The organism is Streptomyces doebereineriae (assembly GCF_031845645.1).
GTDB classification, from domain to species: Bacteria; Actinomycetota; Actinomycetes; order Streptomycetales; family Streptomycetaceae; genus Streptomyces; species Streptomyces canus.
The window spans coordinates 188,688-207,717 of sequence record NZ_JAVREZ010000001.1 but is presented as its reverse complement, the minus strand read 5'-3'; the positions used below and the strand labels follow the sequence as shown (position 1 = coordinate 207,717).

Genomic DNA, 19,030 nt, shown 5'->3' with positions numbered 1-19,030 from the left:
CTAGACGGGTGTGCGCGCCTGACCGTTGTACCGCGTGGCGCGCTGGGACGAAACGGTGACAAAGCTCACGACGGAGTGCCCCGGTCCGGGTGGATCGCCGCGTGGAAGCCGGTGTTGACCGCGGTGAGGCCGCCGTCGACGACCAGCGTGGTGCCGGTGATCCACGCCGCGTCGCGGGAGGCGAGGAAGGCGACGGCTGCCGCGATGTCCTGGGGGTCACCGACCCGGCCGAGGGGATACAGCCGTTGCATCTCGGTGAGCTCGGCCTCGCGCCCTTCCCATGCGGAGGTGCGGACCGTGCCCGGGACGACCAGGTTGACGCGCACCCCGCGGCCGGCCGCGTGCCCGGCGAGGGTGCGGGTCAGGGAGCCGAGGCCCGCCTTCGCGGCGCTGTAGGCGTGGTTGCCGAAGTCCTGCAGGCCGTTGACGGAGCCGATGTTGACGATCGCGCCGCGCCCGGAGGCGACCAGATGCGGCAGTGCGGCACGCGAGCAGCGGTAGGGACCACTCAGCGTGATGTCAAGGTCACGCGCCCACTCCTCGTCGGAGTCGTCCTCGAAGAGCGGGGTCTCCGGGGTGCAGCGGGCGGCACAGTTGACCAGGACATCGAGCGAGCCGAACGCGTCGACGGCGTGGGCGACGGCCGCCTCGACGGCCGGGCGATCCGCCACGTCGCACTCCAGGGCCTGCGCGGGAAGACCCTCTCCACGCAGGCGCGCGGCCGTCCTCTCGACGACCGTCCCGTCCCGGTCGGTCAGCAGGACCGCGGCTCCCTCCTCGGCGAGACGACGGGCCGTCGCCGCACCGATGCCGCGGGCGGCGCCCGTGACGAGAACCCCGTGTCCCTCAAAGCGCTTGGTGTGCGTCATGAGGCCGAAGGTAGTCCCTCACTGATCAACAGGGCAGATACCGGGCGCCCATCGCGGAGTTCATGCAGCAACCTGTACGGGAGGATCTGGCGCTGCCGGATCAGCGGTAGCCGGTCACGTCCGCCGGCTTCCCCGCGTCCTGGACGTCGACCATGTACCGCCAGGCGTCGGGACGGCTGCCGTCGAGGTCGGTGAAACCGTACGTCCGGGCGAGCGAGCCGCTGTCGAGGGACGCGCCGTTCCAGCGGGCGACGTCGGGGTCGGCGGCCAGCGCGGCGACGGCCCGGCCCACGTAGTGCGGGGTCTCCGAGATGGCGAAGTGGGGGACGCGGTCGAGGGCGTCGCGCCAGTTGTCCTCCCGCACCCCGAAGTTGTCGAGCATCATCTCCGAGCGCAGCCAGCCCGGAGTGAGCGCGACGGCCGTCGCGCCGCGCGGGCCGAGTTCGTGTCCCAGGGCGAAGGCCATGCGGATGACGGACGTCTTGGCGAGGTCGTAGAAGAAGGAGAGGCGGTAGTTCACGCGGTTGTAGGCGTCGGTTCCGTCGGTCATCTCGACGACCAGGCCGCCGGGCCGGCGCAGCAGCAGGGGCAGGGCGTGATGGCTGGTGATCGCGTGGGTCTCGATCGCGAGCCTGAGCAGGCGCAGGCCGTTGTTGAGGTCGTGCTCCCACACCGGGCTGTCCCACTCGAAGAGGTGCTCGCCGCCCCAGATGTCGTTGACGAGGATGTCGAGACGGCCCTGCTCGTCGGCGATCCGGTCGACGAGCGTGCGGACCTGCGACGGGTCCAGGTGGTCGGTGGGTACGGCGATGCCCTGGCCGCCGGCCGCGGTGACGAGGTCGGCGGTGTCCTCGACGGTCTCGGGGCGGTCGTACTCGGAGCGGCGGGCGCGGGTGCTGCGTCCGGTGACGTACACGGTGGCGCCCGCCGCTCCGAGTTCCACGGCGATCCCGCGTCCCGCTCCCCGGGTCGCTCCGGCGACCAGCGCGACCTTGCCCTGCAGCGGCTGTGACATGTCCGACCTCTCGTTGTGCCCGATGTCTCTTCGAGCATGACCGGGAAGCCGGACAACCTCTGTCGTGATTTACGGGCGGGTCACCCGTTCGGCGTCAGTGGCCGCGGTCGATCCATTCCTGGAGGTGCGGGGCCTCGGCGCCGATCGTCGTGGGGTCTCCGTGGCCGGTGAGGACCTTCGTCTCGGGTGGCAGGGCCAGCAGGCGGTCGCGGATCGAGTCGATGATCGTCGGGAAGTGGGAGTAGGAGCGGCCGGTGGCGCCGGGGCCGCCCTGGAAGAGGGTGTCGCCGGTGAAGACGGTGGCGAGGCCCGGGTCGTAGAGGCAGACCGCGCCCGGTGCGTGCCCGGGGGTGTGCAGCACCCGGAGGTCGGCGCCCGCGGCCTCGATGACCTGGCCGTCGCGCAGGTGGGCGTCGGGGTCGCGGTCGGGGTGGGTCTGCTTCCACAGCGGCAGGTCGTCGGGGTGCAGCCAGATCGTTGCGCCGGTGCGGTCGGCGAGGGCGGGAGCGGCGTCGATGTGGTCGTTGTGGGCGTGGGTGCAGACGATCGCGGTCAGCCTGCGGTCGCCCACGGCTTCGACGATGGCGTCGGCGTCGTGGGCGGCGTCGATGACGATCGCCTCGTGGTCGTCGCCGACGATCCAGACGTTGTTGTCGACGTCCCAGGTGCCGCCGTCGAGGCTGAACTGCCCGGAGGTGACGAGGCGTTCGATGCGGACGGCCATCAGAGCACCACCACCGAGCGCAGGACGTCGCCGTGGTGCATGCGCTCGAACGCCTTCTCCACCTCGTCGAGTTGGATGGTCTCGGTCACGAACGCCTCCAGGTCCAGGCGGCCTTGCAGATGCAGGTCGATCAGCATGGGGAAGTCGCGGGAGGGCAGGCAGTCGCCGTACCAGGAAGACTTGAGCGAGCCACCGCGGCCGAAGACGTCGAGGAGCGGCAGTTCCAGCTTCATCTCGGGGGTGGGCACTCCGACGAGGACGACAGTGCCGGCGAGGTCGCGGGCGTAGAAGGCCTGCTTGTACGTCTCGGGGCGGCCGACCGCCTCGATGACGACGTCGGCGCCGAAGCCGCCGGTCAGTTCACGGATCGCCTCGACCGGATCCGCGTCCTTCGAGTTGACGGTGTGGGTCGCGCCCATCGTGCGGGCCTTCTCCAGCTTCCGGTCGTCGATGTCGACGGCGATGATCTTCGCCGCGCCCGCGAGGTTCGATCCGGCGATCGCCGCGTCGCCGACGCCACCGCAGCCGATGACGGCGACGGTGTCGCCCCGGCCGACCTGCCCGGTGTTGATCGCGGCACCGATACCGGCCATCACTCCGCAGCCCAGCAGCCCCGCGACCGCCGCCGAGACGGAGGGGTCGACCTTGGTGCACTGTCCCGCGGCGACCAGCGTCTTCTCCGCGAAGGCGCCGATGCCGAGGGCGGGCGAGAGCTCGGTGCCGTCGGTGAGGGTCATCTTCTGCCCGGCGTTGTGCGTGTTGAAGCAGTACCAGGGCCGCCCGCGCAGACAGGCGCGGCAGTTGCCGCACACGGCACGCCAGTTGAGGATCACGAAGTCGCCGGGCGCGACATCGGTCACCCCCTCGCCGACCGACTCCACCACACCGGCGGCCTCGTGGCCCAGCAGGAAGGGGAAGTCGTCGTTGATCCCGCCCTGCTTGTAGTGCAGGTCGGTGTGACAGACCCCGCAGGCCTGCACCTGGACGACGGCCTCGCCCGGCCCCGGGTCGGGCACCACGATCGTCTCCACCCGCACCGGCTCGTCCTTGCCGGGTGCGATCACTCCGCGTACCTCCTGCGCCATGGCCTGACCCCTTCTGTCGCCCGGTGTACGTCCCTCCGACCCTACGCGCGACTGATCAGTAACGGCAGCGATTCCCAAGGCGCAAATACGCCCCGGGGGTAATTGACCTCGGGTTTCTCGCGGGGAGAGGAGCACGGCGGCCACGGCACACTTGGGGCGACGGACGGCTCGCCCGCCGCTGAGAGCGACTCCGACAGGCATACCGGGGCGGACGGCTCGCCGGGTACGTCTCGCGCCCACTCCTCGGCGAACGGCTCCGCCCCCCGGCGGCCCCTCCCCCGCGCCGCGCCCCGTGGCACCCGGCACCCCGTCTGGCGCTCGGCGCGATCGGCGGTGGTGGTGGCAGCATCCCCGCCGTGCCCACGCTCGTCGTCGTCATCCTCACCTCCGTGACCAGAATCGCGGGCGGGCCTGGTCTTCTCGGCACTCACCAACTCCTGCGGCATGGCCACCCTGTCGGAGAAACGGCCGCACCACCGGCCACAGGCCACCGACCTCGACGCGACCCTGGCCGCACTCACCGACGTAGCCTGAACTCTCCGCACGCCGTCGGGCCCCGAAGGAGCACCGTGAGCATCACCGAGACGGAGACCGGCCCGCCGACCTGGCGGCTGCTCCTCGGATACGTACGGCCGCACCGGTGGACCCTGCTGGCGGGTGCCGTTCTCTCGCTGCTGACGGGGGCCACCGGTCTGCTGCTGCCGCTGGTGGCCAGGGAGTTGATCGACGACCTGTCCCACGACCGCACGATCACCGGCGCGTTGTTCGTCATGTCGGGACTGGTGATCACCAACGCGGCGGTGGGCGGACTGGGTTCGTACGTGCTGCGGCGCACCGCGGAGTCCGTGGTGCTCGGCGCGCGACGCGCGCTGTCGTCGTATCTGCTGCGACTGCGCATCGCGGCCGTGGACCGCACCGAACCCGGCGACCTGATGGCCCGGATCACCTCGGACACCACCCTGCTGCGCGAGGTCACCACCGACTCGCTCGTGGGCCTGGGCACCGGCGGGCTCACGCTGGTCGCGACCGTCGTGATGATGGGCCTCGTCGATCCGGTGCTGCTGGGCGTCACGCTGGCGGTGATCCTGGCCGCGGGCACGGTCCTCGGGGTGATCGTGCCCCGCATCAACCGGGCGAGCCGGCAGGCGCAGGACGCGGTCGGTGTGATGGGTGCCTCGCTGGAACGCATCCTCGGCGCGCTGCGCACGGTCAAGGCGTCCGGCGCCGAGCACCGCGAGGAACGGACTCTGCACGCGGCGGCCGAGGAGTCGTGGCGGCAGAGCGTGCGGGCCGCCAAGTGGTCGGCGGCGGCGGGCAATACGGCCGGGCTCGCGATGCAGATCGCGTTCATCACGGTGCTCGCGGTGGGCGGGGCACGGGTCGCGACCGGGGCGATCGACGTCGGCACGCTGGTCGCGTTCCTGCTGTACGTCTTCTATCTGATGTCGCCGATCCAGCAGGTCGTCGGGGCGATCACGCAGTACCAGACGGGGGCCGCGGCTCTCGCCCGTATCCAGGAGGCGCTACGGTTGCCCGCCGAACCGGCCGCTCAGCCCGCGCCGTTGCCCACCGACGGGGCGGAGCCGGCTTCCGTCGCCTTCTCGGACGTCCGGTTCCGGTATGCCGACGATCTGCCGTACGTCCACCACGGGGTGACCTTCGATGTGCCCGCGCGGGGGATGACGGCGTTCGTCGGGCCGTCAGGGGCGGGGAAGACGACGGTGTTCTCGTTGATCGAGCGGTTCTACGATCCCGAGGCCGGGGCCGTCACGCTGGACGGACGGGACCTCTCGGAGTGGGATCTTCCGCAACTCCGGTCCGCGATCGGCTACGTGGAGCAGGACGCGCCCGTGCTGTCGGGGTCGCTGCGGGAGAATCTGCTGCTCGGGAATCCCGAGGCGGACGAGGATGCGGTGGGCCGCGTGCTGAAGACGACCCGGCTCGACGGTCTGGTGGCCAGGCTGCCCAAGGGGTTGGAGACGCTGGTCGGGCATCGGGGGACCAAGTTGTCGGGTGGGGAGCGGCAGCGGGTGGCGATCGCTCGGGCGTTGCTGCGGCGGCCTCGGCTGTTGCTGCTCGACGAGGCCACGTCCCAGTTGGACGCGGTGAACGAGGCGGCGCTGCGGGACACCGTGGCGGACGTGGCGCGTACGACCACGGTGCTGGTGGTCGCGCATCGGCTGTCCACGGTGACCATGGCGGACCGGATCGTGGTCATGGACGCGGGACGCGTCCGCGCGGTGGGGACGCACCGGGAACTGGTCGCCGGAGATCCGTTGTACGCGGAGCTGGCCGCTACCCAGTTCCTGGCGACCGCCGGCTGAGAGACGTCCGCGGCGCCGCGGCCAGGCGCACGCGTCGAGGGCCGCCCTGGTCGTCCGGGCGGCCCTCGGTGTCCGTGCGGGAGAGTCAGCCCCCGATACCCGGCAGCAGCCCGGTGACGGGGGCGACGAGGTCGGTGACCTGGTGCAGCTCGTTGAGCTTCTTGACCTGGTTGAGCGCCGCCAGCTGCTCGGAGACGCGCGGGATCTCGTCCTGGTGCTCCGCGGGGATGTCACTCACCGCGAGCGAGTCGATCACGGCGATCGGGCTGAGCTGCCCGGCGTCCGGGGCGCCCGCGCCGGCCGCGTTCGCGAGGGGGGCGGTGAGGCCGGTGACGCCGACGGCGAGACCGACGGCGGCGACGATACGTCGAGTTGAGATCATGTCTGCAGCAACGCGGGCGAGGTCCTCGCCGACACGGCCGCCCAGCGCCGCTCACCCGTCAGGCGGAGCGCCCGCCTGCGCTTGCCGTGGCCGCCGGGGCGGAGGAGTCTCGAAGAAAGAGGCCCTACGGCCCGCTCCTTGTCGGCCGGGGCCTTCGAAGGAGGTCATCATGGGCACCGCGGCACGACCCGGCTTCGACACCGACATCCTGCGCCAGGGCATCGAAGGACAGACCCCGGAGACGCTTCTGTCTCTGTACGCGGACGACGCGGAAATACGCCTCGTCAACCGGAACGCCACACCCAGCAACCCCAAGGTCCTGCACGGCCATGACGAGATCGGCGCGATGCTGAGCGACGTCTACAGCCGCGACATGACCCACAAGCTGGAAGGGTGCGTGGTCCAGGGCGATCGCGCGGCCTACAGCGAGTCCTGCCAGTACTCGGACGGCATGCGCGTCCTGTCGGAGTCGATGGTCACCCTGCGCGACGGCAAGATCTCCGAGCAGATCATCGTCGAGGCATGGGACGAGTAGGAACCAGAGCCGAGAGGCCCCCGTCACATCACTGCTGACCTGGGCCTTCTCGGCTCGTTGGGTCAGGACTCGGCGGCCACGACCAGTTTCCGCAGCAGGTCCGCGAGTGTTCGCCGCTCGGCCGGGGTGAGCGCCGAGAGCAGCGCGAGCTCACCGGCTTCCTCCGAGGCGACCTGCTGTTCGAACGCGGCGTGCCCGGCTTCGGTGAGCCGGACCCGCACCCGTCGCCGGTCGTCGTCCTCGTGCGTCCGGACGATCAGCCCGGCGTCCTCCAGCGGCGCCAGCCGGGCCGACAGGGCTCCCCGGGTCAGTCCGAGATGGTCGGCGAGGAGCGAGGGGCTCCCGGTGTACGGCGGGCCGAGCCGGCGCAGGGTCAGCAGCACCTTGTACTGCCAGTTCCGCAGTCCGTCGGAGTCGAGGGTGTCGCGGCGGGCCTGGGAGGCGTACCGGGCGAGGATGGCCAGCCGCGCGAAGATCGCCTCCTTCACGGGGTCCATCCAGTCGAGTTCCTTCGCCCACACCTCGACGTGCCGGTCGACCGAGTCCCGCATTACCCGCCCCCTGCAATGGTTTTCTTGTGGATGGTTTTTCGTCTGACTACCTTCCCCTGTCATGACGAACACCACGGGCACAACCGTCGAATTCGACGAACTCCTCGCCTCCGCACGCGAGTTGTCGCTGGCGGGACGGTGGGACCGGGCACTGCGCCTCCTGGACGCGACGATCTGTGACACCGCCGGGGACCGCTCACGGCTCGCTCTCGCGGCGGCCGAAGTCGCCCTTCAGAGCGACTGGTTCGGCGGTACGGACCTCACGGCCGGCCGTACCGAGCAGGCGGAGAAGATGTCGTCGGGCGCCGACTGGGATCTGGCCTTCGTCCGGGTGCGGCACGACTACTTCCGGCTGCTGCGCAGCGAGGGCACTTTCCGGCCCGGCCCCGAGGGCAAGGACCCCGAGGCACTCGCCGGCCTCCGGCGCGACGCGCACGACCTGCGCGAGGGCGCCCCGGACGAGGTGCGGCGCGGCTGGGCCTCGATGTACCTGGGGCTGATCGCCGACAACCTCTTCGCCGAGCGCACGGCCGCCCCCGCCCACTACGAGGCCGCCCTGAGCGCCGGTGAGTCGGGCGGCGACGATCTGCTGGTCCGGGAGGCGCTGCGGCATCTCGGCGACCACGACCACGACGCCGGCGATCACGAGGGCGCCCTGGAGCGCTGGCGGCGGGCCACCGCCCTGGGCGCCCGGGCCGGGATGGTCCCCGGTGTGCTCACCCAGCAGATGCTCCTCGCGGTCCTCGCCCGCGGCATGGGTGACGAAGCCGGGGCGACCGCGCTGGCACGGGAGATCGCCCGCTGGGCCGGGGCGATCGGCGCCGACCACGTCCATGCCCAGGCGGCCGGCTTCCTCGCGGGGGCCGATCCGACGGCTCCACCGCAGGAGAGCGGGGCGTGACCGCCGTAGCGCGTCGGCTAATCTGAGGTACGGACCGTGACTGGCGCTGAGGTGGAGCACCACCGGGGAGCGGTCTGCACACTCGATGCCGTGCGCCTGGGCGATTCCTTCGATCGACTCAGGAGTGGATCATGTCTCAGGCACGGCTCATGGACGGCACCGCGCTCGCCGGGCGCATTCTCGAGGAGACCGCCAAGCGGGCGGCCGACCTCACCGAGCGCACCGGACAGGCGCCCTGTCTCGCGACGGTGCTGGTCGGCGAGGATCCCGCCTCCGTCACCTACGTCCGGATGAAGCGGAACCGCTGCCGCAAGGCGGGTATCGAATCGCGGCACGTGGAGCTGCCCGCGGCCACGACCACCGAGGAACTCGTCGGCACACTGCGGGAGTTGTCGGCCGACCCCACCGTGCACGGCATCCTGCTCCAGCACCCGATGGGCCCGCACATCGACGAGCGGGCTGCGTTCGAGGCGATCGCTCCGGAGAAGGACGTCGACGGCGTCACCTTCTCGTCCTTCGCGACGATGAGCTTCGGACTTCCGGGCTTCGTGTCGTGCACACCCGGCGGCATCATGCGGCTGCTCGACGAGTACGACGTCGACCCGGCAGGCAAGCGGGCGGTGGTCGTCGGCCGCAGCGCGATCCTCGGCAAGCCGGCCGGCATGCTGCTGCTCGCCCGGGACGCCACGGTCACCTACTGCCACTCCCGTACGGCGGACCTGTCGGCGGCCGTACGGGAGGCGGACATCGTGGTCGCCGCGGTGGGCCGGTCCCGGCTGATCCGGGGCCAGGACATCAAGCCCGGCGCGGTCGTCGTCGACGCCGGGTACAACGCCGGGAACGTCGGTGACGTCGACTTCGACTCCGCGGTGGAGCGGGCCTCGCTGATCACGCCGGTGCCGGGCGGGGTCGGTCCGATGACCATCGCCACGCTGCTGGAGCAGACCGTCGACGCGGCGGTGACCGCCGCCCGGCAGAGCTAGATCAGTTCAGCGTCCACTTCTGGTTGGCCTGGCCGCCGCACGACCACAGGACCATCTGGGTGCCGTTGGCCGTGCCCGCACCGTAGGCGTCCAGGCAGAGACCGGCGTTGACGTTGGTGATCGTGCCGTCGCTGTTCACGTTCCACTTCTGGTTGTTCTGGCCGTTGCAGTCCCAGATCACGACCTTGGTGCCGTTGGTCGTGCCGAGGTTGTAGGCGTCCAGACACTTGTTGCCGTACACCACGAGTTCCTTGCGCGAGGTGTGCGTCCACTGCTGGTTCTGGCCGCCGTTGCAGTCCCACAGCTCGGCCTGGGTGCCGTTGGTGAGGGTGTTGTCGTAGATGTCCAGGCAGCGACCGGACTGGGTGCCGACGGCGAGGGTGCCGTTGGTGCCGGGCAGCGGGCGGACCGTGATGTCGGCCAGGGTCGGTGCGCCGGTGAAGGTCAGCGTGTTCGAGGAGCCCTTGGACAGGCCGACCTGGACCGAGACGGTGCCCTGGGAGGAGCCGGTGGGCGGGAAGGAGACCGTGGTCGGGCCCTGGCCGTTGACCTTGAGGGTCGCGGTGCGGGCCGTCGAGGTGTTGTTGGTGTAGGCGACGTCGACGGTCTTGATCCCGGTGTTTCCGGCGACCACGCCGGTGAAGCTCGAGGTGCCTGTGTACGTGCTGCTCGCCGCCTCCGTGCCGCCGGTGACCGTGAGCATCACCGAACCGCCGGCCGGGACGCTCGTGGTGTAACCCGTGCCGTACGAGCCGACGTCGGAGCGCGCCCACAGGTCACGGACGGTCGCGTTGGCGTTGGTCAGACCGAGGTCGGACCAGCGGACGGTGATGTTCTGGGCGGAGGAGGTGCGGTTGAGGAGGGCGACGGCACGGTTTCCGTTGCCGGACAGGACCTTGCCGTAGACCTGAAGTCCTGTGGTGTCCTCGGCGACCTTGACGCCCTGGAGCCCGCGTGGGTCCTGGTCGACGCCGATGACCTCGGGGTTCTTGAGGATGTTCGCGGTCTCGGTGGTCATGGTGGCCAGGTTGTTGCCGGCCAGCAGCGGGGCTCCGGAGATGGCCCACAGGTTCATGTGGGTGCGGTTCTGTGCGGCGCTGAAGCCGTCCATGCCGACCATCAGCATGTCCGGGTCGTTGTAGTAGCCGGTGTGCTGGGCCGTGGGGTGGAGGTTGCGGTCGAAGTTGGTCAGCAGGTTCGTCATCGACGGCTTGTTGCCGTAGAGGATGATGTCGTCGTTGGTCCGCCACATCGCGCCCTGCCCCGGGGCCCAGTTCCACGGGTTCTGCCTGCCCCAGTTGCACAGCGACAGGGTCATCGGACGGCCCGTGGTGGCGGTGGCCCTTCCGATCGCGTCGCTGATCGACTGGTACGTCGTCTTCGCGTCGAGTCCCTCCGCGTCACCGCCGCACCAGTCGACCTTCACGAAGTCGAAGCCCCACTGGGAGAACTGGAGCATGTCCTGGTCGTAGTGGCCCTCGCTGCCGGAGCCGGGGGCGGCGGGCCGGCCCGTCGGGTAGTAGTAGCCGCAGCCGTCCTTGCCCGCGTCGGTGTAGATGCCGGCCTTGAGGCCCTTGCTGTGGATGTAGTCGGCGATGGCCTTCATGCCGCCGGGCCACTCGGACTCGTCGACGGTGATGTTCCCGGCGCTGTCGCGAGTGCCCTGCCACCAGCCCTCGTCGATGTTGATGTACTTGTATCCCGCCGCTGGGAGACCGGACGCGACGAACGCGTCGACCTGCGCCTTGATCACGGTGTAGTCGATCTTCGCGGCGAAGCTGTTCCAGGACGCCCAGCCCATCGGCGCCGAGGGGACCGCTGTCTGCCGGGTGGTCGCAGCCTGTGCGGGGGTCGGCTGGGCGAAGAGCAGCGCGGCGGTGGCGGTCAGGGCGAGGACGAGGGCACGGACGGCGGCGGCTCTGCAACGTCCTGCGAGACCTCTGCGGGTCGTTCGCGGTGGGGGATACATGCGGCTCCTTCTGGCGGGGGGGCACCGAAGATGATCGAAATGTCGAACAAGGATCGGCGATTCGAACATCGTGCGCGCCGAAGTTAGAGTCCCCAGAGGGTGAAGTCAACGGCTGCGACAGGGGTGAACTGGCCGGTGTGCACTGGTCGTTCGCGCGGGACGACGGCCCCGGCGCCATACTGTCCGTCGTGCGGGTAGCGATCATGACAGCGGGTTCCCGGGGCGATGTGGCTCCGTTCACCGGCCTGGGGCACGGCCTGGCGCGGGCCGGACACGAGGTCACCCTGGTGACCCACGGCCGCTTCGAACCGCTGGCGGCGCGGGCCGGCATCGGCTTCCACGCACTGCCGGTCGACCCCCGGGCAGAGCTGGAGTCCTCGCGCGGGCGGGCCCTGCACCGCAGTACGACCGGCGTGGGCAAGCTGGCGCGCGTGATCGCGATGGCGCGGACGCTGGCCGTGGAGATGACCGACGACCTCGTGGCCGCCGCCCGGGCGAGCGACGCGCTCCTCCTCTCCGGGTCGGTGGCCCCACTGGGCCACGCCATCGCCGAGGGCCTGAGCCTGCCCAGCCTGGGACTCAACCTCCAACCCCTCGCGGCCACCAGGGAGTTCGCACCGCCCATGCTGGGCGTCGGCTCGTGGGGCACCCTCGGCAACCGGATCGCCGGGGTGGGCCTGAACCTGGCGGTGGAACAGGTCTTCGCCGCGGCCCTCCCGCCGGTCCGGGCCCGGCTGGGCCTGCCTCCGACGGGCACGGCCGCGGCACTGCGCGCCCGCGAACGGCAGGGCTGGCCGGTGCTGCACGGATTCAGCCCGCGCGTGGTCGCCCGGCCTCGCGACTGGCGGTCCGGGCTCGACGTGGCGGGCTACTGGTGGCCGTACGACGGCGACGCACCGCTCCCCGACGACCTACGGGACTTCCTCGAGGCCGGCCCGCCCCCGGTCTTCGTGGGCCTGGGCAGTGCGACCGTGCCCGACCCCGCCCGGGTCAGCGCCGAGATCGTGCGCGCTCTGCGCCGGGCCGGGCTGCGCGGTGTGATCCAGCGCGGCTGGGCGGGCCTGACGGCGACCGGCGACGACATGCTGACCATCGACGAGGTGCCGCACTCCGCACTCTTCCCCCACATGGCGGCCGTGGTCCACCACGCGGGCGCGGGCACGACGGCGGCCGGCCTGCGCGCCGGGGTGCCGGCGGTACCGGTCCCGATCCAGTTCGACGAGAGTTTCTGGGCGGCCAGGCTGGTCGCGCTGGGCGTGGCCCCGCGCGCCCTGCCGTTGCGGCGCCTGACCGCCGACACGCTGGGGGCGGCCCTCATCCGGGCGACAAGGGACGCCGGGTGCCGGGAGCGGGCGCGGACGGTGGGCGCGCACATCCGAGCGGAGGACGGCGCTGCCCCCGTGGTGGAGGCGGTGAACCGGCTGGGAAGCTGACGACCGCGCGCCTGCGGAGGCGCGTTGCGACGCCGTTCTCACCCTCGAGCGGACTCCCACCCGGGCGGCTGCAGAATCCCCAGCAACTGCCGCACCAACTCCTCCACGACCTCGTCCAGGGTCGCGTCCACCCACCCCGCACTCCAGTCGTGCAGCAGCCCGTTCACACTGCCGATGAACCCGGTCGCCGCGAGCCGATAGTCCCGCAGCGCCGCCTCCCCCCTGACCACGGCCCGGTTCGCCTCGGCGCACACCAGATCGACCCAGAGCGCCCGACGGGCCAGCCGCTGCTCCTCCAATCGCGCGCTGACGCCGATGATCTCCACGAACGTGATCCGCACTCGCCGCGGATCGGAGGTGACGTTCGCCGCGTAGGCGCGGAAGATCGCGGCCGCGCGCTCCGCGAGCGGCAGATGGTCCGCGTCGGCCACCGCGGCCAGCACGGCACCCGTCGCCCAGTCGTTGACCTCGAGGTGCAGCTCCGCCAGGACGTCCTCGAGGGTGCGGAACTCCTCGTAGAACTGGCGGGTGGAAAGGCCCGCGGCCTCACTGAGAGCCGCGACGGTCGTGGCCCGGTAGCCGGGGGTGTCCCCGAAGAGCTGGAGTGCCGCGTCCAGGAAACGGCGGCGCCGCTCGGCCTGCCGCTCCTCGGCTGTCTTGCCGCCGTAGCGACCGGTCGGGGCCCTGAGCCTGCCCGTCACCGCACCTCCCACCCGGGCCGGAGCGTCCGGCCTCCCGTATGAGCACCAATTTTGTCGCGTACGCAGTCTTGTGGAGAAGGGCCCCCCTTCCTTACTTTGCAGTAAGTTCAATCTGAAAGCACACATCTTCAGTTTTGCCACCTTGGCATGCCCCCGTCACGAGCCGCCCGAGGGAGACCCGTCATGCCTGTTCTGAGAACCAGACACCTGTGGGCCATGGCCGCAGCCGTCGTCCTGACCGTCACCGCCCCCGCGACCAGCGCCTCCGCCGCGGACGCCGCCGCCCTGCGCGAGGTGCTGTTCGTGGCCAACAACTGGGACGGCACGGCCGACGTCATCAAGTCCTCCGGCGACCTGGCGAAGATCGGCCGGGTCAACGTCATCCCCGACAAGGACGCCCGGATGGCGGCGATCAACGCCGATCCGATCAAGTGGATCTACTTCATGGCGATCCGCAACAGCGTCGGCGAAGGCCACGACCAGTTCGCCGACGACATGTACTCCACGCCGGACGGCAAGTCGGTGGTCGTCTCACGGCCCAGCTTCGCGGACGTGGTGTCGATCGACCTGGCCACCGGGAGCGTCAACTGGCGCTTCCCGGTGTCGGGTTACCGCGCGGACCACATGGCGGTCTCCCCCGACGGCACCCGGGTCGCGGTGTCGGCCTCCACCGCGAACACCGTGCACGTGCTGAACATCAACACGGGCAAGCAACTCGGCTCGTTCGCGACCGGCGACAAGCCGCACGAGAACATCTTCACCAAGGACGGCAAGTACATCTGGAACATGGGGATCGGTGACGTGAACACCGACTCCGACGCGCCCTGGCTGGACTGGACGAAGGGCGACCGGCACATCACGGTGGTGGACGCGACCACCTACAAGCAGGTCAAGACGATCGACATGCGGGACAAGCTGAACGCGATCGGCCTCACGGACTACTCCGACGCCGTCCGGCCCGCCGTGTTCTCGCCGGACGAGTCCAAGCTGTACTTCCAGGTGTCGTTCTTCAACGGCTTCTTCGAGTACGACGTCGCCACCGACAAGATCACCCGGACGAAGACCCTGCCGAAGAACCCCGCGACCAGCGACGACCGCACCACCATGGTCAACGACTCGCGCCACCACGGCATCTCGATGAGCCCGGACGGCAGCAAGCTGTGCGTGGCGGGCACGATGGACGACTACGCGACCGTCGTGAACCGCACCACCCTCCAGGAGGGCCCGCTCGTCCCCGCCTCGAAGCCCTACTGGGCCACCGTCAGCGGTGACGGCAAGAGCTGTGTCGTCTCGGAGAGCGGTGCCGACCAGGTCACCGCGATCGACTTCGCGACCGGGCAGAAGACGGTGTCGGTGCCGGTGGGCGACCATCCGCAGCGGGTGCGCCTCGGGCATGTGGCCGCCGACTGGACGAGCCCCTCCTCATAGCCGGAACGCGACCCGCGCGGTCCTGACGGATGATGCAGCCGGCCCGGCCTCCTTCTGGAGGCCGGGCCGGCTGTCCGAGCTGAGCGGTGTCAGCCGAACTTCTGCGCCACCCAGGTCGCGAGCTCCGACTTGGCCGCGCTCAGCAGTGACGCGGAGGGCGCGGTCGCCCGGTTCGTCACCAGCGCGTAGTGCAGGACACCGGAGTCCGAGTCGGTGAGCAGCAGCCGTCGGCTCCCCGTGCCGCCCGGTTCGGGGGCCGCCCCGACCGGGGTCGACGAGCTGTATGCCGGAGGGCCGTAGACCGTGCCGAGGTCGGAGACCACCGCGGTCGTCGAGTTCGGGAAGGACACGGGCAGGTGGAGTTCGGTGGGTGCGGAGCCGCTTCCCGAGCGCCAGACCAGCACCGAGTACTGGCCCGACCCGACCAGCGACGACACGTTCGGCAGGCTGCTCGGCACCGGGTTCCAGGTCAGGGTCGTGGAGCCGTCGCGTGAGCGGTCCTCGTAGGTGAAGGCGAGGGTCGTCCCCGCGGTGGCGCTCGGGTAGATCCGGTCGAGGAGCCGGGCGTCCTGGCGGAGCACCGCCGTGCCCGAGTCGTCGAGCTTCACGGCCGACAGGTCCTCGTCGTTCCAGGCGTCGCCCGAGGTGAGGACCTTGTCGGGGTTGTCGTTCATCAACTCGTGGTGGCGGCCGTTGTAGATGTCCCACTGCCATTGGGTGCCGGAGAGGACCGGCCCCGAACCGGCGGGCGCGGACCACCAGTTGGCGCCCTTCACCCGGGAGTCGAGGGCCTGGTACATGGCCTTGAGGACGGTCGGCGCCTTGCCGGCGGTCGAGCCGTTCAGCGGGTGCCCGAACTCGCTGACCACGGCCGTCGTCCCGGCGGCCGCCGCGCGGTCCCGCACCGTGCCGAAGTCGGTGACGTACTGGCCGTCGGAGGCGTTGCCCCACATCAGGATGCCGGAGATGGCCTTCTGATCGTAGAAATGGGTGTTGAAGACATACCGGGAGCCGAGCGTGCCCGCGTCGAGAAGGCCGCCCTCCTCCTTGCTGACGTTGCCGTTCCAGAAGAGGTTCGGCTCGACCATGGCGGGCTTGTCCGTCCAGCCCGCCGCGTCCATCCGGGCCCGGAACTTCACGTAGAAGGGCCAGAGCAGGTCGCGTTCCCAGGTGCGGCTGTTCTGGCCGGAGTCGTAGGTGCCGGCGTAGGGCTCGTTGTAGGGGTCGAAGCCGACCACGCCGGCGAACTCCTCGGTGGCGAGGTTCGCCTTGAGGTACGCCATGGTCTTCTGGGCCGTGGCCAGGAAGGAGTCCTGGAGGCCGTAATTGTTGTGCCAGAAGTCGTACTGGGCGGCCTTGACCGCGCCGTTCTGCGTGATGTTCTGGCCCCACAGCAAGCAGATGCCGCAGGACTCGGCGGGGTAGTTGCCGAGCGCCACGGCCCACGCGGGGGCGCCGTCGCCGGTGTACCAGCTGCCCGAGTTGAACAGCCAGCGGGAGTACAGGTCCTGGTGGAAGTCGGGGTAGACCCGGATGCCAGCGTCGAGGAACGCGCGCATCTGCGCGGTGGCGTTCGCCAGATACGTGGTGTCGACCTGGCCCTTCACCGGTTCCGCGTAGGCCCAGGACAGCAGGAAGCGGACGGAGTTGCCGCCGCCGAGGGCTCTCAGCGCGGTCGCCGACTTCTTGGCGTCGGCGACCGAGGCGAAGGGCAGGCCCTTGTTCTCGGCGAGCTTGGTCTCGCCGGAGACGTTGTAGCCACGCAGCACGACCTCGCGGCCGTTGCCGTCGACGAACCGTCCGTTCTGGACGGTCAGGGGGGTGTCGTCGAAGGAGAGGGAACCGGTCAGGGCGTCGGCGGGGGCGGGTCGGACGCCCGCAACCGTCAGGAATCCACAGAGGACAACCAGAACAACGAGCAGACGTGCGCGTTTATTCGGCATGTCCATTACAGTCCGACCATTTCGGGACAACGTCAACACCATCTGACTGATGAGTAAGTTTCACTTTCGTCGCATCTGACGCCTCACCCGCCGACCCGACGCGTCACGTTCAACAGATACTCCTTCCGGTTGAGGGGGTTGTGATCACTGCGTGGGCGACGCGGAACGGTTCCGTGGGAGACCGGCGCGTAGTGGTCGAAGCCGCTCTCCAACTCCCCCTCGCCACGGGTGAGTCCGGGCAGCCGCTGCTCCAGTCCGTGCACCCGGGCGGCCGGCACCGCACCCTCCAGGACACAGCGGTCGCCGCGCGTCTCGGTGGTCTGCGGTACGGCCCGCAGCGCGGCCAGCACCGGCAGCAGGGCCCCTAGGGTGTCGGCCGGGGCCTCGATGCGGAACCGGTGCATCGGTTCGTACACCTGGGTGCCCGCCCGGCGCAGCGCCTCGACGAGGACCAGCGGGGTCAGGCCCCGGAAGTCGGCGCCGGTGGTGGACATGCTCTTGTCGAAGCCCTGGTGGGCATGGCTCTGGCGGGGCCAGTAGCCGGAGTGGGTCATGGTGACCGTGCAGTCGGTGACCTGCCAGCCCTCCAGCCCCTGGTGGAGGGTTTCGCGCACGGTGTCCTCGACGGCCTTGAAGAAGGCGTACGGCATGGCGCCGAGCTCCACCTCCAGCCGGAACGCCACGCCTGAGCCGACCGGTGCCGGGTCGACGCGCAGACCGACGGTGGCGAGGAAGGGGTTTGCGTCCTTCTTGATGAACTCGGCGGCGGTGCCCGACCCGGCCGGGCGCTCGATGCACAGGGGGGTGGTCTCGCGGAAGGTGACGTCGAGACCGAACTCCTCGGCGAGCGTGGCCTGGACGACCTCCTTCTGGACCTCCCCGTAGAGGGAGACCGAGGTCTCCTGGCGGACCTCGTCGTGGCGCAGGTCGATCAGCGGGTCCTGCTCGGCGAGCTGGGTGAGGGCGAGATGGAGGGACCTGGCGTCCGTGTCCGGGCCCGGGACGACGACCGTCTCGAGGGATGGCGGGGCGAAGAAGTGGCCGTGGGCCTTGCGGGGTTCGCCGAGGGCGTCGCCGATGCGGATGTCGGCCAGGCCCCAGAGCTTGGCGATCCGGTTCGCCGGGACCGCCTCCCGACGGGTCTCGGTGCCGCCGTCGAAAACACTGATCGCGGTGATACGGCCCTCGGTGCGCGCCTCACCGAACGGCACCCGGTCGCGGATGCCGAGCGTGCCGGAGAACAGGCGCGCGTACGCGACCTTCTCCCCCGCCGGACCCCGGTCGACCTTGAACACCGTGCCGGAGACGGGCCCGTCGGGGTCGCCGTCGGCGGCGGGCAGCAACTCCTTGATGCCGGTGATCAGTTCGGGCACTCCCGCACCGGTGACCGCCGACCCGAAGTACACCGGGTGCACCAGGGCCTGCCGGGTCTGCGCGACCAGTGCCCTGCGCAGCAGGTCCGCACCGACCCGCCCCTCGACATAGGCCGACAGCAGGTCGTCGTCATGGTCGGCGAGAACGTCGTAGGCACCGATCTCGGGGAGGAAGCGGGCCTCCCGGCCGCCGAGTCCGCCCACCGTTCCCATCGGCACGACCGCCGGGGTGAGTCGCTCGGCGATGGCCCGCAGGACACCGTCGTAGCGGGCGCCCCTCCGGTCGATCTTGTTGACGAAGACGAGGGTCGGGATGCGCAGCCGCTGCAGGGTCCGCATCAGGACGCGGGTCTGCGCCTGGACGCCCTCGACGGCCGAGACGACGAGCACGGCGCCGTCGAGCACGCCGAGGACGCGCTCCACCTCGGCGATGAAGTCGGGGTGGCCGGGGGTGTCGATGAGGTTGACGGTCACGTCGTCGACCGCGAAGGAGACGACGGCGGACTTGATGGTGATGCCGCGCCGGCGCTCGAGGGCCAGCGTGTCGGTCTGTGTGCTGCCGGCGTCGACGCTGCCGATCTCGTCGATGACTCCGATCGAGTGGAGGAGCCGCTCGGTCAGGCTGGTCTTACCGGCGTCGACGTGGGCGAGGATCCCGAGATTGAGCAAGTGCACGAAGCGTCATGTCCTTTGGAGAGAGGGAGATTCCTTCCGGGTTGGACATGGACGCAGTGCGCATTACGGCTCCTGGATCGTGCGACGGCAAAGACCCGAGAAGTGCAGCAGGCGCGAGCCCCCTGCGGCAACGGATTAA

The 19,030-nt window shown here is 70.4% G+C and carries 16 protein-coding genes, 1 pseudogene and 1 riboswitch; of the genes and pseudogenes, 7 read left to right on the top strand and 10 right to left on the bottom strand.

The genetic code is table 11. The annotated features are described in order from the left end of the window. Window positions 1-65: 65 nt before the first annotated feature. The 4 genes from RNB18_RS00970 to RNB18_RS00955 form a co-directional block, all read right to left on the bottom strand. The gene (locus tag RNB18_RS00970) at window positions 66-869 is read right to left on the bottom strand and encodes an SDR family NAD(P)-dependent oxidoreductase (RefSeq protein WP_311712200.1); all 804 of its coding nucleotides are present in this window, start codon (window positions 867-869) and stop codon (window positions 66-68) included. Between the two features lie 100 nt (window positions 870-969). Further along, window positions 970-1,884: an SDR family oxidoreductase gene (locus tag RNB18_RS00965; protein WP_311712199.1), complete on the bottom strand. Its 915-nt coding sequence runs from the start codon at window positions 1,882-1,884 to the stop codon at window positions 970-972. Window positions 1,885-1,978: 94 nt separating this feature from the next. Beyond that, window positions 1,979-2,608, bottom strand: a complete 630-nt coding sequence (locus RNB18_RS00960) for an MBL fold metallo-hydrolase (protein WP_311712198.1) — start codon at window positions 2,606-2,608, stop codon at window positions 1,979-1,981. After that, window positions 2,608-3,693 carry an S-(hydroxymethyl)mycothiol dehydrogenase gene (locus RNB18_RS00955; protein WP_311712197.1) on the bottom strand — a complete coding sequence of 362 codons (1,086 nt, stop codon included), beginning with the start codon at window positions 3,691-3,693 and terminating at the stop codon, window positions 2,608-2,610. The genes RNB18_RS00960 and RNB18_RS00955 overlap by 1 nt, the downstream gene beginning before the upstream one ends. Before the next feature lie 408 nt (window positions 3,694-4,101). On the opposite strand from RNB18_RS00955, the pseudogene RNB18_RS00950 reads away from it, so the two are divergent. Beyond that, window positions 4,102-4,227, top strand: a pseudogene (locus RNB18_RS00950) (rhodanese-like domain-containing protein); the annotation flags it as partial. A 35-nt stretch (window positions 4,228-4,262) separates the two neighbouring features. After that, window positions 4,263-6,017, top strand: coding sequence for an ABC transporter ATP-binding protein (locus RNB18_RS00945; protein WP_311712196.1), 1,755 nt, complete (start codon window positions 4,263-4,265; stop codon window positions 6,015-6,017). A gap of 85 nt (window positions 6,018-6,102) precedes the next feature. Here the strand turns inward: RNB18_RS00945 and RNB18_RS00940 are convergent, their stop codons facing one another. Further along, a complete protein-coding gene (locus RNB18_RS00940) occupies window positions 6,103-6,399 on the bottom strand; it encodes a hypothetical protein (RefSeq protein ID WP_311712195.1) in 297 nt (98 codons plus the stop codon). 169 nt (window positions 6,400-6,568) lie between these two features. On the opposite strand from RNB18_RS00940, the gene RNB18_RS00935 reads away from it, so the two are divergent. Beyond that, window positions 6,569-6,934 carry a nuclear transport factor 2 family protein gene (locus tag RNB18_RS00935; RefSeq protein WP_311712194.1) on the top strand — a complete coding sequence of 122 codons (366 nt, stop codon included), beginning with the start codon at window positions 6,569-6,571 and terminating at the stop codon, window positions 6,932-6,934. 62 nt (window positions 6,935-6,996) lie between these two features. Here RNB18_RS00935 and RNB18_RS00930 read toward each other — a convergent pair whose 3' ends face one another. Then, a complete protein-coding gene (locus RNB18_RS00930) occupies window positions 6,997-7,485 on the bottom strand; it encodes a MarR family winged helix-turn-helix transcriptional regulator (RefSeq protein ID WP_311712193.1) in 489 nt (162 codons plus the stop codon). 61 nt (window positions 7,486-7,546) lie between these two features. On the opposite strand from RNB18_RS00930, the gene RNB18_RS00925 reads away from it, so the two are divergent. Continuing rightward, window positions 7,547-8,386 carry a hypothetical protein gene (locus tag RNB18_RS00925; RefSeq protein WP_311712192.1) on the top strand — a complete coding sequence of 280 codons (840 nt, stop codon included), beginning with the start codon at window positions 7,547-7,549 and terminating at the stop codon, window positions 8,384-8,386. A 26-nt stretch (window positions 8,387-8,412) separates the two neighbouring features. Then, a riboswitch (ZMP/ZTP riboswitch) is annotated at window positions 8,413-8,495 on the top strand. Window positions 8,496-8,517: 22 nt separating this feature from the next. Further along, window positions 8,518-9,369, top strand: a complete 852-nt coding sequence (locus RNB18_RS00920; protein WP_311712191.1) for a bifunctional 5,10-methylenetetrahydrofolate dehydrogenase/5,10-methenyltetrahydrofolate cyclohydrolase — start codon at window positions 8,518-8,520, stop codon at window positions 9,367-9,369. 1 nt (window position 9,370) lies between these two features. Here the strand turns inward: RNB18_RS00920 and RNB18_RS00915 are convergent, their stop codons facing one another. Continuing rightward, window positions 9,371-11,338: an RICIN domain-containing protein gene (locus RNB18_RS00915; protein WP_311712190.1), complete on the bottom strand. Its 1,968-nt coding sequence runs from the start codon at window positions 11,336-11,338 to the stop codon at window positions 9,371-9,373. 203 nt (window positions 11,339-11,541) lie between these two features. Between RNB18_RS00915 and RNB18_RS00910 the strand changes: the two genes are divergently transcribed. Then, window positions 11,542-12,771 (top strand): glycosyltransferase, encoded by a 1,230-nt coding sequence (locus RNB18_RS00910; protein ID WP_311712984.1) that lies wholly within the window; start codon window positions 11,542-11,544, stop codon window positions 12,769-12,771. Between the two features lie 38 nt (window positions 12,772-12,809). Here the strand turns inward: RNB18_RS00910 and RNB18_RS00905 are convergent, their stop codons facing one another. Continuing rightward, window positions 12,810-13,472 carry a TetR/AcrR family transcriptional regulator gene (locus tag RNB18_RS00905; protein ID WP_311712189.1) on the bottom strand — a complete coding sequence of 221 codons (663 nt, stop codon included), beginning with the start codon at window positions 13,470-13,472 and terminating at the stop codon, window positions 12,810-12,812. Between the two features lie 183 nt (window positions 13,473-13,655). On the opposite strand from RNB18_RS00905, the gene RNB18_RS00900 reads away from it, so the two are divergent. Then, window positions 13,656-14,900, top strand: coding sequence for a YncE family protein (locus tag RNB18_RS00900; RefSeq protein WP_311712188.1), 1,245 nt, complete (start codon window positions 13,656-13,658; stop codon window positions 14,898-14,900). Window positions 14,901-14,989: 89 nt separating this feature from the next. Here RNB18_RS00900 and RNB18_RS00895 read toward each other — a convergent pair whose 3' ends face one another. Both RNB18_RS00895 and RNB18_RS00890 read right to left on the bottom strand, forming a co-directional pair. Beyond that, on the bottom strand, window positions 14,990-16,849 hold the full coding sequence (locus tag RNB18_RS00895; RefSeq protein ID WP_311712187.1) for a cellulase family glycosylhydrolase: 1,860 nt from the start codon (window positions 16,847-16,849) through the stop codon (window positions 14,990-14,992). 77 nt (window positions 16,850-16,926) lie between these two features. After that, a complete protein-coding gene (locus RNB18_RS00890) occupies window positions 16,927-18,891 on the bottom strand; it encodes a TetM/TetW/TetO/TetS family tetracycline resistance ribosomal protection protein (protein ID WP_311712186.1) in 1,965 nt (654 codons plus the stop codon). Window positions 18,892-19,030: the final 139 nt, after the last annotated feature.

Excerpts from the sequence above, each read along its gene's own strand:
- RNB18_RS00970 (WP_311712200.1), bottom strand. The coding sequence starts at position 869 with ATGACGCACACCAAGCGCTTTGAGGGACACGGGGTTCTCGTCACGGGC.
- RNB18_RS00965 (WP_311712199.1), bottom strand. The coding sequence starts at position 1,884 with ATGTCACAGCCGCTGCAGGGCAAGGTCGCGCTGGTCGCCGGAGCGACC.
- RNB18_RS00960 (WP_311712198.1), bottom strand. The coding sequence starts at position 2,608 with ATGGCCGTCCGCATCGAACGCCTCGTCACCTCCGGGCAGTTCAGCCTC.
- RNB18_RS00955 (WP_311712197.1), bottom strand. The coding sequence starts at position 3,693 with ATGGCGCAGGAGGTACGCGGAGTGATCGCACCCGGCAAGGACGAGCCG.
- RNB18_RS00940 (WP_311712195.1), bottom strand. The coding sequence starts at position 6,399 with ATGATCTCAACTCGACGTATCGTCGCCGCCGTCGGTCTCGCCGTCGGC.
- RNB18_RS00935 (WP_311712194.1), top strand. The coding sequence starts at position 6,569 with ATGGGCACCGCGGCACGACCCGGCTTCGACACCGACATCCTGCGCCAG.
- RNB18_RS00930 (WP_311712193.1), bottom strand. The coding sequence starts at position 7,485 with ATGCGGGACTCGGTCGACCGGCACGTCGAGGTGTGGGCGAAGGAACTC.
- RNB18_RS00925 (WP_311712192.1), top strand. The coding sequence starts at position 7,547 with ATGACGAACACCACGGGCACAACCGTCGAATTCGACGAACTCCTCGCC.
- RNB18_RS00920 (WP_311712191.1), top strand. The coding sequence starts at position 8,518 with ATGTCTCAGGCACGGCTCATGGACGGCACCGCGCTCGCCGGGCGCATT.
- RNB18_RS00915 (WP_311712190.1), bottom strand. The coding sequence starts at position 11,338 with ATGTATCCCCCACCGCGAACGACCCGCAGAGGTCTCGCAGGACGTTGC.
- RNB18_RS00910 (WP_311712984.1), top strand. The coding sequence starts at position 11,542 with ATGACAGCGGGTTCCCGGGGCGATGTGGCTCCGTTCACCGGCCTGGGG.
- RNB18_RS00900 (WP_311712188.1), top strand. The coding sequence starts at position 13,656 with ATGCCTGTTCTGAGAACCAGACACCTGTGGGCCATGGCCGCAGCCGTC.
- RNB18_RS00895 (WP_311712187.1), bottom strand. The coding sequence starts at position 16,849 with ATGGACATGCCGAATAAACGCGCACGTCTGCTCGTTGTTCTGGTTGTC.